The sequence below is a fragment of the Pseudomonas sp. DW-iso17 genome, from assembly GCF_058725345.1.
Window position 1 is genome coordinate 65,005 of the sequence record NZ_JBZXEA010000021.1, and the last position, 13,146, is coordinate 78,150.

General features: G+C 60.1%; 7 protein-coding genes. 2 read left to right on the plus strand and 5 right to left on the minus strand.

Annotation, left to right across the window (positions count from 1 at the left end; translation table 11 throughout):
- Positions 1-42: 42 nt before the first annotated feature.
- Both AC4PS6_RS14770 and AC4PS6_RS14775 read right to left on the minus strand, forming a co-directional pair.
- Positions 43-981: a DnaJ C-terminal domain-containing protein gene (locus AC4PS6_RS14770; RefSeq protein ID WP_060767964.1), complete on the minus strand. Its 939-nt coding sequence runs from the start codon at positions 979-981 to the stop codon at positions 43-45.
- A 230-nt stretch (positions 982-1,211) separates the two neighbouring features.
- Positions 1,212-8,147, minus strand: coding sequence for a dermonecrotic toxin domain-containing protein (locus AC4PS6_RS14775; RefSeq protein WP_336826796.1), 6,936 nt, complete (start codon positions 8,145-8,147; stop codon positions 1,212-1,214).
- A gap of 168 nt (positions 8,148-8,315) precedes the next feature.
- Here AC4PS6_RS14775 and AC4PS6_RS14780 point away from each other — a divergent pair, with 168 nt between their 5' ends.
- Positions 8,316-9,584 (plus strand): Hsp70 family protein, encoded by a 1,269-nt coding sequence (locus AC4PS6_RS14780; RefSeq protein WP_014716701.1) that lies wholly within the window; start codon positions 8,316-8,318, stop codon positions 9,582-9,584.
- Between the two features lie 184 nt (positions 9,585-9,768).
- On the opposite strand, the gene AC4PS6_RS14785 is transcribed toward AC4PS6_RS14780, so the two are convergent.
- From AC4PS6_RS14785 to AC4PS6_RS14795, 3 genes are all read right to left on the minus strand, one after another.
- Entirely contained in the window at positions 9,769-10,782 is a 1,014-nt protein-coding gene (locus AC4PS6_RS14785) for an AI-2E family transporter (RefSeq protein ID WP_003188124.1), read from the minus strand.
- Positions 10,783-10,976: 194 nt separating this feature from the next.
- Positions 10,977-11,276, minus strand: coding sequence for a PsiF family protein (locus AC4PS6_RS14790; protein ID WP_014716700.1), 300 nt, complete (start codon positions 11,274-11,276; stop codon positions 10,977-10,979).
- A 71-nt stretch (positions 11,277-11,347) separates the two neighbouring features.
- A complete protein-coding gene (locus AC4PS6_RS14795) occupies positions 11,348-12,136 on the minus strand; it encodes an AraC family transcriptional regulator (RefSeq protein ID WP_492180870.1) in 789 nt (262 codons plus the stop codon).
- Positions 12,137-12,234: 98 nt separating this feature from the next.
- Here AC4PS6_RS14795 and AC4PS6_RS14800 point away from each other — a divergent pair, with 98 nt between their 5' ends.
- Positions 12,235-13,125 carry a DMT family transporter gene (locus AC4PS6_RS14800; protein WP_032904034.1) on the plus strand — a complete coding sequence of 297 codons (891 nt, stop codon included), beginning with the start codon at positions 12,235-12,237 and terminating at the stop codon, positions 13,123-13,125.
- The last annotated feature ends 21 nt before the right edge of the window (positions 13,126-13,146 follow it).

Below are 13,146 nucleotides of genomic sequence, written 5' to 3' on the forward strand. Positions count from 1 at the left end.
ACGCCGTTTTTGCGGCTGGCGCTAACTAAATCAATGATCTGTTCAGAACTGCTCGCGCGGATTGAACGCAGCCTTTTGCGCCAGGGCCTCCCACAACGCCTTGACCTCATCATCCGCCGCCTTGGGCATGACAGCCTTGAGCTGGATGAACAGATAACCGCGCTGCCCGGCCTTGTTCAGCAAGCCATGGCCCTTGGCGCGCATGCGCTGGCCGTTCTGGCTGCCGGCGGGCACCTTGAGATTAATCTTGCCGGTCAGCGTGGGCACCGCGACTTCCGTACCCAGCGCCAACTCCCACGGCGCCAGCGGCAGGTTGATGATCAGGTTTTCACCATCCACCTCGAACTTGGCGTGTGGTGCAAACTTGATGATCAGGTACAAGTCGCCATTGGACCCACCACCAATGCCAGGCGCACCCTGGGCCTTGAGGCGAATGCGCTCGCCATCGGCCACACCGGCCGGGATCTTCACGTTCAGGCTCTTGACGGTATTGCTGACGTGCCGGCCGGAGGCATCGTACTGGGGCACCTGGAAGCTGATCTGCTTGGACTCGGTCGACAGGGTTTCTTCCAGCGACACCGTCAACTGCATCTCCACATCCTGGCCCTTGCGCCCGGCGGGACGGCGCTGGCCGCCACCGAAAGCGTCACCGCGCGAGCCGAAGATCGAACTGAAGAAATCCGAGAAGTCGCCCGCGTCCTGGCCACCGCCAAAGCCGCCACGGCTCTGCCAGCCCGGCGGGCCCTGGAACGGCTGGCCATGCTGGCCGTATTTACGCAGCTCGTCGTACTCGGCGCGCTTGTCAGCACTTTTCAGTGCCTCATAGGCTTCGGACGCGTCCTTGAACTTGGCTTCGGCATCCTTTTCCTTGCTCACGTCCGGGTGATATTTACGCGCCAGCTTGCGATAAGCCGACTTGATCTCCTTGTCGTCAGCCGTTGGCTCGACACCGAGAATCTTGTAGTAATCTTTGAAATCCATGGGGGCATCACCATCCGTTATCGATATCGCGCAGCCCGCCACACGGCACGCCATGGCTGGCAGCCTGGGAATTGATGTCAGGGCGCGTCATAAGTTAAATGGCGATACACGGCATCAATGCAATGGCTGTGTACCGCCTGGATATGCCCACAAGATTGGGGCAAAACATGGACTTTCAAGATAGGACGCGTCTATTTACGACGACAGACGCGTTACCCGCAACGCAAGAATCAGGCAAATCGGCCTCTTATCATGTCTTCGGTGTACTGGTAGTCCAAACGCAACTCGGTGCCAGCGGCGATATCTTCGGTAGCGAAAATGGCATTGAGTAAAAATGGCTTGCGCTTGATCTGCGCGTCAGGCCCCACGCCCAGCCACATGTCGGCCTCGACGTCGAAAGCCACGGTCTCAACGTTGTAGCCTCCCAACGCCTGGCGCAGGGGTGTGCCGTTGGCGTCGTACTCAAAGTGGGTGTTGATTCGCGACAGGATGTTGTCACCCGACAAGTGAATCGGTTCTTCCACCAGCGTGTTCCCGTGGGCAACCCTCTGGCTGCCCACCTTCATGGTATAGGTCTGTTCGCCAGGCCCGAAGATACCGAACGGCAGCACGGTACCGCCGTACACACCGACGATTTCGCCTTTGGCGATTCGGCGGTTGGCCACCACCATCGACTGGCCGATCAACGCTTTCTCGCCCGGCACTTTCACGTCTTGTTCGGTGAACGTGCGCAGTTGCAGTTGCGCTTCATAGCGCGCGCCGACCTGTTCATATCCCTCGAACTGGATGTAAGGCTTGATCTGCGCCGAGGTGTAGTGGGCGCCCGAGTCCTGGGTCACCTGCTTCTCCAGCGACCTGATTCGAATAGGCCGTCCCTGATAATCCCTCAGCGGATACTTGCCGTTGTTGGCACGGACGTAGCTGCCGGCCGGATTGGGATTGGCCGTGAAATGGATTTCACGGCGCATATAGCTGAGTTCGCCCGCCGTGTATGGCCGCACCGGCATGGACTCCGAGGCCTCCACAAATTCATCGTCCGAACCTTGCGGTACCATCCCGCCCCTCAGGCCCCGGCGCTTCCAGACCCCGGTGATATCAGGCTTGGCAATCACACCGCTGCTGGTCAACAGCAACGGATTGTCCACCGCCTGTACCCACAGCACGTAGTACTCACCGTCGCCCGCGTCGGGCATGCTCGCGACAAAATATTGCTTGCCATTGAATTCAATGGCTTGCGCCTGGGAAAGTTGCAGGTTCACGGAGGTGCTTTCCACCAGCGCCTCAAGCGTTGCCGTGGGTACCAACGCCTGCGCCACTTCATCGCGGGTCAAGGTTTCAATCAACTGCGCTTCTTCAATCGCAAACTGTGCCTGCAACTCCTCGGCCTTGGCATCGTAGGCTGCGCGCGATAACGTCCCAGCCTCGAAATCACGCCGCAAAGTATCCATTTTTTGGTGATGGGGCTCGTTCTGTACTTCAAACCGTGCGCGGTATTTGTTCGCCACATAATCTTTCCAGAAGTCCCTTGAAAGCACGGCCTGAAACTCCTGTGCGGAGTTATCCAGGCTGATGACTCGCTGATAGGCATCATTAAGCATCTCCAAGGAGACATTACCCAGACGGGCGAACCGTGGCTGTTGCGGCTGGCCCGGCAACTCAAGGCGATCCTTCAGGCCATGACGATACGCCAGCCGAATCTCCACCTCTTCCAAGCGGCTGAACTCCACCTCGCGCTGAGCGGAGGTCAAGTCGTCGCGCTTGCGGATCGCAGTTCTACGCTGATCGATATCTTGCAGTGCGATCTTCTCCAGCTCCTCCAGGCGCAACAGCCCCCTGGACAGTTTCAGCAGCGCCGCTCCCTGGGACGCGTCCAGTGCGAGGGTCCTGGCGTTGTGGGTCATCAGCAGGATCTCAAGGTTGCTGAAAGTCAGGGCCGCGCGATCACAACAGGCCGCCCGGCCCGCCCATTCAAACATTTCCTTGCGCAACTGCTCGGACTCGGCGCTGTTTTGCGTGATGCTATCGATCACGTCCCACACGCGCCGCTGCAAGTCTGCATGGCCTGCTGGTGCGACTTCCAGGTCACGCAGCACTTCGAAGAAACCTTGCGCACCGGGCAGGGCCTGCAGGGCGGACCATTGAAGTCTGCGCTGCGCAACCTGTTGCGTGGAGAACCCGGTGGACCAGCGCCGGAACGGAGCATCAGTGGCAGCCAACACCACAGGACGATCAGCCACCCGCATGACGCTGGCGACCAGCCTGTTAGTGGCTCGTTCTCCCGCACTTAGCCGGTTGCCGTAAGCGACTATGCGTTGTCGCGTCTCGACCGACAACGGGTTCAAATCCAGATCGGTCACACGGGTGACGCGCAGGGTCTGTGCCAGTTGCTCGTCCGGCGGGGCTATCAGCGAATCGGGCAATGTGGAAATATTGTTAGCTCTGAGGTACACCGCATCCAGGCTTGGTTGGCCACCCAAGCCCGTCGGCCAGCTATCAATGCCGGTTGCCCCCATGCCCAATGATCGCAGATCCGACATTTGACTGAAATCCGGCGTGATACCCAGTGGGTTTGAATTGAGCAGCAACGCCCTGAGCGTGGTGCGTGACGACAGCATCGCTGCAGAATCGGGGGTCAGGCGTATCCGGTTGTTTTGCAGGGACAGCCGGGTCAAGCCCTGCATCTGCCCCAGCGCCGGTGGCAATTCGCGCAACCGGTTACTCGACAGGTCCAGCCAGCGCACGCCTCGAAAGCCAGAGAGAAAACCTTCAGGCGACGTATTGAGGTTCATGTTGCTCAATTTGAGTGAACCGACATGGCTGAAATCCGCATCCAGATCAGGCAGGCTCGGCAGGTTCAGGCCACTGAGGTCCAGCTCCAGACCGAAGGGGTCACCCGCGTGGGTGAGTTGCTGCGGGGTTTCCCTGCGCCAGCAACTCAAGATACGTTGCTGGGCCGTTGCGCGATCACTCAGTGCCGCCACCTCGGTGGAACGTTGCCCAACCCGCACATAGCGCTGGCGCTCACCGCCGCCGGAGAACCGCCAGCCCTCCAACTGACGCAGCAGCGTGTCAAATGCCTGCTCACGCGACGCCAGCTCTGCCTCGGCGGCCTCGCCCAACGCCCAAATCATCCCCCTGGAAAACTGCACGCTGTTGTTCGGGTATAGTTTCTGCATAACCCGAAGCCTTGGATTCGCGCTGTCGAAGGCGTCCTCAAGGGCGCCTCGCAGGAGCCGCGGATGGTTCTGCGTCAGGTTCTTCCAATACTGGTCGAACTTCTGCCAATAGTCGGCCGCAAAGGGGTTGCCATGCACGATGGTGACGTTATTCGTGCGCACGACCGCTTCGAGCTGATCCGCCGGCGGCGTCAAGTGTTGCGCGGGGACCTCCTGCAGTCGGTTATTCGACAGGTCGACACGCTTTAATCCGGTCAGGCTGGTTAATCCAGAAGGCCACCGGTCAATCTGCGTACCGCGCAAGTTCAACTCCGTGAGGTTTGGCATACCACTGAAGTCGGGCAATGTACCTAACGGGTTATGCATCAGGTCCAGGTTTTCAAGCGCGCTGAGCCGGCTTAACAAGTGCGCACTGTGCGGTGTCAATCGAAGCCCGCTGAAGGTGATGCTCAACGAAGTCAGATTTTTCATTTCCCCGATCACAGGCGGAAATTCGGCAACGTCGCCATTGAAGATCTTCAAACCCTCCAGATGCCTGAAGTTGTCGAGAAACTTGCCCGCGTTGCTCGACCAACTGATGTCGGACAGCTCAAGGTGTTGCACATGACTGAAATCTGCACTCACTGGCGGCAAATCAAACCGTTCCCCCCTGCCGTAATGCAGCTTCAGTGACGCCCCGGTTTCCCGCCGCCAGCAACGCACGACTTGATTGACCAGCTCTGTCTGAACGCTGTAGGCATTCATGGCTTGCGGCCCTTGGGCGCGCCACCACACCTTCAAGGTTTTTTTCAGTGCCCGAAACTCTTCCTCCCGCCGCGCTAGTCCCCCAGTCACGTCATCACCCAAGGATTGGATAAACGCGGTGATTTGCTCCTCGTTGAAGCTGGGAAACAACTGCCGTACACGCCCTCTGTCCGTGCGCAACGCGTTGCCAATTTTCCTGAACAGACGAAACCCCGGCCCGCCACCCAACAGACGAACCATCGGGTCATACTCCGGTTTGCGCAGTGGGTTGGCCTCCAGCACCGTAAGCAGCTCCGTGCGTGGTAAAGGGCTGCGCTGAATCGCCTGCTTGAGCTCAGCGGCGCTGCCCAGGCCCAGGCGCTGACGCTCGTCGAGCGCCAGTTGCTCCCAGATGGCACTGTAGAAATCGCCGGGCATGGAAGCCTGGAATTCGCCGCTCTCCAGCAGCACCAAGGTTCGCTTGTGCGGGAAATCGGGTGAGCCGATGGCATCGAGCACCGTGCCCTCAGGGGAATACTGGCGTAACTCCAGCCGCGAACCTCGGTGCCATCCTGGCAACGTTTCCAGGGTGCGCAAGGCCAAGCGATGGCTGTCGAGTCCGGTCTGAGTGTCAAGGTGCAGGCCCTCGTAGGCACGCGCCACACGGGTTTGCTGGGCACACCATTTCGCTTGCTCGGCCAATCGCTCAGGCAAGCGACCGCTGCTGCGCAAGGCCTCCAGTTCGTTTGCCGCAGCCCCTTGCAACAGCCGCTCGGCCGCCAGGGTCGGCAAGGCCGGGAATGCGTCCAGCACACGTTGTACATCCGCATCGGGCGCGGGGTTCAGCGCTCGGTAGCGTTCTTCCAGCAACGGACCCTTGAGGCTCTGCACGGCATCGCCGAGGTACTGGCGCAGTTGGCCGCAGCGAACGTCCAGGGATTGATCGGGGCTACCCGGGAACTCCTTGAGCTGCGGGTCGACATCCTGCAAGGTGTACAGCAACTCCCTGAGCAAGCGGCCCTGAGCCACGGTGCTTTCGGTCAGCACTATCACACGCTTGCGCACTGAAGTTGGCGCATCGGCGGTTTCCCACAGCACATCGCCGGTGGGGCCAATGACTTTAAGCGGTACGTTATCGGGCAGCAAACCGCGGCGCTGGAGCATGTCAAATTGCAGCACAGGATCGGCTTTCTGGTACACCAGCGGGTCGCTGCTTTTGATTTGCTCGACAAAGGTGCTGAGTTGCCGGTGCAGTTCGAGGCGCTTGAGGGTGTCGTCCAGCAAGAGCGGCAGCGGCTCATGATCGACCATGGTCTGGCGCAACGCATCGGTCTCGACGCCGCTGATACGTAGCGGTTCGGACTGTCCGACGAGGCCCAGGCGCTTGTGCAGCGTGGGCTCGTCCCACGTCAGCGGTTGCTCCAGTTCATGGCTCCAGACCCCGTTATGGTTGTGCTCCAGTTCCGGCGCATAGGCATTGGGACGGCTCGGATGCTGGATGCGGTATTGACCTGTGTGTGGGTCTTGCTTGACCTGATAATGGGAGTCGTCGAACGGCACCAACTGTTGGCCTTCGTGCTCGTACAGGCCCAACGCATCGGGCTTGGCCTCGGGCAAGGGTTTGAGTGGCGATGCATAGGGCGCAAGATCAGGGTTCCACAGCACCTGCTTGCCTGTTGGCAGCGTCACCGGTTTGAGATGATCCACCGCACTCTGCCATTTGACGGCAGGCAACACCTTGGAACCGGCGGCGATGAAGGCAACGTTCAGCGCCACGGAAGCGAAATGCGCCCACATCTGGCGCGGCTCGCCCTGTTCGTAGGCCTCAATGCCCTCGAACACTTCGTAGCACATTTGCGAAGCACCCACCGCGAGCATGATCGGCCCCAGCCCCGGCACTACAAAAGCGGCCAGGTTGAACACGCTGACAGCCGCGTCGAAAAAGCTCTCCAAACGTTCGAGCCGAGCCTTGCGGTCTTCATCTTCAGTGGGCACGGCCACGGCACGTGCATCACTCAAAATCTTGCTGATATGTGCTTGGCGACTGCGCTGCCACAGGTCACCGGCAACGACCCAGTCTTGCATCGGCAACCGCGCTAACGGTGTGCGCAGCGGATAGTCTGCCCCGCCATTTCCGTTGTTGGCAGGCTGGTACAACCGATTGAACCGGGCGAAAAAACCGCCTTGGTCGCGCACCGGCACAAAGCGGCTGAAAAAGCGTCGATACGATGCGCTGTGCAGGCGTGTGCGCAAGTCAGCCATGAACTCGCTACTTGACGCATATTCCTTGACGGGCTGCTGGGGGTCACCGGGGATGTACACCACCAGCGGCTCGGAGCGGCTCGTATTTTGACGATCGGGCCCGATCAAAAGCGGCCCTACCAACACGCTATCGAATACTTTAAGTGCGGCATAAGTCACCGGTTTCCCACCAAGCCTGGGGATATCAGAACCGGTCACCACCTGCTTGAGCATTCGATAGGCATCGGCACTCAGCGCTCCGTTCAACTGCAGCCTGGCAATCTCGATGCACACTGCAAGCTGCTGGCGCTGGTGCTCCTCGAGTAGCTGCTGCAGTGCCTGGCGCTCGCCGGCGTCTGCAGGTTCAACCACCGCCTTGATATGCGCCTGGTACAGCGCGCCCAGGTCCAGAGTGCGGCAGAGCTTGGCGAACGCGTGGGGGGCGATTGCTACAGCTTGGGCATTGACCGCCGCGAAGCTCGCAATGATGTTGGGGTTTTGCGGGTTGAAGGTGGTGATCAGTTGGCAATCGGTGCACGCGCAGGGCTGTTCTTCATCGGCCTCGAAATTGGCCAGGGCGGCTTCCAGCAATGAAATGCCGCGGTATGTGTAGGTCAGCGATGCGTCATTTTGTTGTTCGAAAACAAAGGCACCGTAGAAGTCATCGCGAGCGCCTTTGGAGCCATACTTGCGCACGAAGAACACATTGCGTACATCCAGCTCCAGATTGAACTCGTTTTTGATCGCATCTTTCAGCGGTTGCTCGGCGAATGTCAGGACGTCTTCAATCTGGCCCAGGTGCGCCTCAATCGAATTAAGCGTTTCACGAAAGCGCGAATGCTGCGCCGCCAGGGTGGTTTTGTCCGTGTGGGTGGCGGCCAGGTACCACGCAGGAATATCCATCTCGTGCTTGCCCAGTTCTTCCTGGCGTTGCGGCGTACCTTCCTTGAACCAGTTCGGCACGCGTTGTTTGAGAAAGTCGTAATGCACGCCGCGCAGGTCGGCATTGAAGGTTGCATCAGGCATAGCAGTTCGTCCGTGAGGGCAGTAAAACCGCAGCCTAACCAAGCCCCCGCCGGTTCAAGACGTAGCTATGTAGCGCGATTACGCACTGATTTACGGATCACCGGTCTACGCATCCGCTCGCGAGTGACATACACTGCGCGGCCGTTTTTTGACCGGAACCTGTTAGACATGAAAAACGAATCTCCAGCCCGTGCCTGCGGCATTGACTTCGGCACGTCCAACTCCACCGTCGGCTGGATCCGCCCCGGCGAGGAGACGCTGATCGCGCTGGAGGACGGAAAAATCACCCTGCCGTCAGTGGTCTTCTTCAACTTCGAGGAACGCCGCCCGGTGTACGGTCGCCTGGCGCTGCACGAATACCTGGAGAACTACGAAGGCCGCCTGATGCGCTCGCTCAAGAGCCTGCTGGGTTCCAAGCTGATCAAGCACGACACCAGCGTGCTCGGCACTGCCATGCCCTTCACCGACCTGCTGGCACTGTTTATCGGCCAGCTCAAGAGCCGCGCCGAAGCCAACGCCGGTCGTGAATTCGAAGAAGTGGTACTGGGCCGCCCGGTATTCTTCGTCGATGACGACCCGATGGCCGACCAGGAAGCGGAAAACACCCTGGTGGATGTGGCGCGCAAGATCGGCTTCAAGGACATCTCGTTCCAGTACGAACCGATTGCAGCGGCGTTCGACTACGAGTCCACCATCGAGAAAGAAGAGCTGGTGTTGATCGTCGATATCGGCGGTGGTACCTCCGACTTCTCCCTGGTGCGCCTGTCGCCGGATCGTCGTCACAACGACAACCGCCAGAGCGACATCCTCGCCACCGGCGGCGTGCACATCGGCGGCACCGACTTCGACAAACAACTCTCGCTGGCTGGCATGATGCCGCTGTTCGGCTACGGCAGCCGCATGAAGAGCGGCGCCTACATGCCCACCAGCCACCACATGAACCTGGCGACCTGGCACACCATCAACTCGGTGTACTCGCAAAAATCCCAGCTGGCCCTGGGCAGCATGCGCTACGACATCGAAGACACCGGCGGCATCGACCGCCTGTTCAAGCTGATCGAACAGCGTGCTGGGCACTGGCTTGCCATGGAAGTGGAAGAAACCAAGATCCAGCTCACCCATCAAGACAGCCGCCACGTGCCGCTGGACCGCATCGAAGCGGGCCTGAGCGTAGACCTGAGCCGGGCGCTGTTCGAATCGTCCATCGACAACCTGCTCGAACGCGTGCGCGGCAGTGTCACGCAGTTGCTCAATGACGCCTCGGTGAGCGTGGCCCAGGTGGATACGGTGTTCTTTACCGGTGGTTCCAGCGGCATTCCGGCACTGCGCCACAGCATCTCGGCAATGCTGCCGAATGCGCGGCATGTGGAAGGTAATATCTTCGGCAGCATTGGCAGTGGTTTGGCGATTGAGGCGAGCAAGCGTTACGGCAGCTGAGTTTTAGCTGAAACCGTGGCGCGCCCTTCGCGAGCAAGCCCACATAGTTGGATCGTTGGGGTTTCAGGTAGATAGGCTTCGGCTGGCAGGCCGTCATCGCAGGCAAGCCAGCTCCCACAGGTGATCGCATTTCAATGTGGGAGCGGGCTTGCTCGCGATGGCGTCAGCCCAGGCGGCACAAGGCTTAAACCATCCCACCCAGCTTCAGCTCGCTTTTCAGATAGGCATAGTAAATCGGCCCCGCCACCACCCCCGGCAGGCCGAACGCTGCCTCAAACACCAGCATCGCCAACAGCAATTCCCATGACTTGGCACTGATCTGCCCGCCGACGATTCGCGCGTTGAGGAAGTACTCGACCTTGTGGATCACGATCAAATACCCCAGCGCCGCCACCGCCACCCAGATCGACAGCGACAGCGCCACGATGGTGATCAGGGTGTTGGAGATCAGGTTGCCGATCACGGGCAGCAGACCGAGCAGGAAGGTCAGCACGATCAGGGTCTTGGTCAACGGCAGGTGAATGCCACACAACGGCAGCACCACTGCCAGGAACACCGCGGTGAAGGCGGTGTTGAGCGCGGCGATCTTGATCTGGGCGAAGACGATGTTGCGAAACGCCTGGACCAACAGGTGCAGGCGGTCGAACAGCGCGGCGGCCAGGGGTTTGCGCTTGGTCAAGTCGGGCACGCGCTGCAAGGCGATGATCGCACCCAGCACCATGCCGATCAGCAAGGTGACGAACATGTGGGCGGCGTCTTTGCCAACCAGTTGCAGTTCGCTCAGGTGCTTGCTTAGCCAATCACCGATGGCCACGCGAAACTCCGCGGCGCTGGCGGGCAGGTAAGCATCGATGGACGGCGGTAATTGCCCGCGCGCGCGGTCGACCACGCCCATGAATTTGTCCAGGGAAGCCCCGGGGTTTTCCGCTTCGTGGAGCAGGAAGCTGATGGCGCCGGCGAAGATCAAGGCCAACACGCTGACGATCAAGGTGCCCAGCAAGGCCACCGCCAGCCAGCGCGCGCGCCGGCCTTCGATCAGGCGTTGCAGTTGAGGGGTGAGCATGTTGACCAGTTCATAGACCAACAGGCCGGCCAGCAGGCTGGGTAGCAATTTCAGCGGCAGTACCAGCAGCAACCCGCCGAAAATGATGATGTAGCTGGACAGCAACAACACATGACGCTGAGAAAACGTTGGCATACAGCCTCAAAACAAACGGCGTTGAAGGATGGGCAGTCTGCCAGCCTTGGAAGAATCAAGCGAGAGCGGGTGTTGTGAATACGATCAAGTGTGGGGGCTGGCTTGCCTGCGATGCGGGCACCTCGGTGTATCCGTCATACCGAGGCAGGCAAGCCAGCTCCCACAGGGGTTCTGCAGCATTCGTGAACTCGCGATCAGCCCTTGAGGCAGGTGCTCATGAATGTCTTGCGCGCATCACCGGTCAACGCCTTGGTTTTCGCCGACGCATTGCAGTCTTTCATCTTCTGCTGCTGCGGGGTCAGGGTCTTGGCGTCGTTGGCGGCAGGTGCCGACAGGCAGGTCTTCATGAAGGCCTTACGGTCATCGCCCTTGAGCGTCTTGGTGGTGGCCTCGGCATTGCAGGTGGTCATTTTGTTTTGCTGGGCAGTGGCGGCAAAACCCTGGGCACACATCAGCAGGCCCATCATCAACAACGGAATACGCAGCATCTTCATGGAGTTTTCTCCCTGTTACCGTGCCGACGGGCACGGCCTACAGCGCAGTGTAGTCAAAACCTGTTACAACTTCACCGGCCACGAATGTTCGCCCGCCGATATTGCTCCGGCGTGCAGCCGGCGTGGCGTTGGAACATGGCGATAAACGCTGAGGCGGTGCTGTAGCCCAGATCAAACGCCACGTGTTGCACACTGCGGTCGCTGTCCAGCGCTTCGATGGCCGCCAGGTAGCGCAAGCGCTGGCGCCATTCGCCGAAGCTCATGCCCAGCTCGCGCACAAACTGGCGCGCCAGGGTGCGCTCGCTCACATGCACCTGCTCGGCCCATTGCGCCAGAGGGCGGTTGTCTCCCGGTTCTGCCTGCATGCCCTCCAAGACCCCAAGCAATCCCGGGTGGCGGGCGTAGGGCAGGAAGCAGTCGTGGACCGGCGCCTGCCTGAGCTGGTCCACCAGCACCTGGGCCAGGCGGATATCGGCATCGGTGCGCGGTGCATTGACATCGCGCAGGGCGAAATCCTTGAGGATCGCCTTGAGAATGTCGCTGATCGCCAGGGTGCAAGGCTGCTGCGGCAACTGCTCGCACAGCTGCGGCGCCAGCCCTACGGAGTGGTAGACAATCGCCTCGGCATTGTAGGAGCTGTGCTCGGTAAGCGGCGCCACCAACACGGCGTATTGCGGTGGCGACATGAAGCGATTGCCCGCCACTTCCATGCGCATCACACCGCTGGCCGAGTAATCCAGCGAGCCCCATGTGTGCTGGTGGGGGGTGCATTCGGTGTCCGGGGCAAAATCGGAATACCGAAAGTACACCGGGCTTGGCAGGCGGGCGAAATCGGGCAGGCGTACGGTGTGTCGGGACATATTGTCTGGATTCAACGCTCAGTTGTCTGGATCGCAGTGTAGGCTTCGATCCAGACAGAGGATAATCCTGCCTCGTCAACACACTGGGTTTCTTTTCAATGCAATACGCGTATCCGCTGCTGGCTATCTTTATCTGGGCCGGCAACACCGTGGTCAACAAATTGGCCGTGGGCTCGATCTTCCCGGCTGAAATCGGCTTTTACCGCTGGCTGTTCGCTGCGTTGCTGTTCACGCCGTTCATGCTCAAACCGGTGGTCGCCCACTGGCCGCAGATCCGTCCCAACCTGGGCAAGATCTTTATCCTCGGCGTGCTTGGCATGGCGGTGTATCAGAGCCTGGCCTATTACGCCGCGACGCTGACCAGCGCCACCAATATGGGCATCATCCTGTCTCTGATGCCGTTGATGGCGCTGACCGCCGCGATCATCAGCCTTGGCCAACGCCTGACCTTCGGTGCGCTGACCGGCGCGGTGCTGTCGTTCGCAGGCGTGGTCGTGGTGGTGTCGGCCGGCAGCCTGGGCGCGTTGCTGCAACATGGGGTCAACCTGGGCGACGGCATGATGCTGGTGGCAACATTGGCTTATGCGGTCTACAGCACCCTGCTGAAAAAATGGCAGCTGCGCCTGCCGCCGTTGGTGCTGCTGTATTTGCAGGTGCTGGTCGCGGTGATGGTGCTGCTGCCGCTGTATCTGTTCTCGGCCAAGGCCGGTTTGGGCTGGGCGAATATTCCGCTGGTGCTATATGCCTGCCTGCTGGCTTCGATGCTGGCACCGCTGGCGTGGATGCACTCGGTCAAGACCCTGGGGCCCAGCCGTACCACGTTGTTCTTCAACCTGCTGCCGCTGATTACCGCGCTGATTGCGGCGGTGGTGCTGAAGGAAGAGTTGGCGCGGTATCACCTGGTGGGTGGCTTGCTGACCCTGGGTGGAGTGATCCTGTCGGAGCGCTGGACCACACCGGTCAGACGCCCTCAGGACGCATCCTGTTAAATCCGATAAAACTTTTCGCCT

Bases quoted from the DNA above. Each gene is read 5' to 3' on its own strand.
- AC4PS6_RS14770 (WP_060767964.1), bottom strand. From the start codon at position 981: ATGGATTTCAAAGATTACTACAAGATTCTCGGTGTCGAGCCAACGGCT.
- AC4PS6_RS14775 (WP_336826796.1), bottom strand. From the start codon at position 8,147: ATGCCTGATGCAACCTTCAATGCCGACCTGCGCGGCGTGCATTACGAC.
- AC4PS6_RS14780 (WP_014716701.1), top strand. From the start codon at position 8,316: ATGAAAAACGAATCTCCAGCCCGTGCCTGCGGCATTGACTTCGGCACG.
- AC4PS6_RS14785 (WP_003188124.1), bottom strand. From the start codon at position 10,782: ATGCCAACGTTTTCTCAGCGTCATGTGTTGTTGCTGTCCAGCTACATC.
- AC4PS6_RS14790 (WP_014716700.1), bottom strand. From the start codon at position 11,276: ATGAAGATGCTGCGTATTCCGTTGTTGATGATGGGCCTGCTGATGTGT.
- AC4PS6_RS14795 (WP_492180870.1), bottom strand. From the start codon at position 12,136: ATGTCCCGACACACCGTACGCCTGCCCGATTTCGCCCGCCTGCCAAGC.
- AC4PS6_RS14800 (WP_032904034.1), top strand. From the start codon at position 12,235: ATGCAATACGCGTATCCGCTGCTGGCTATCTTTATCTGGGCCGGCAAC.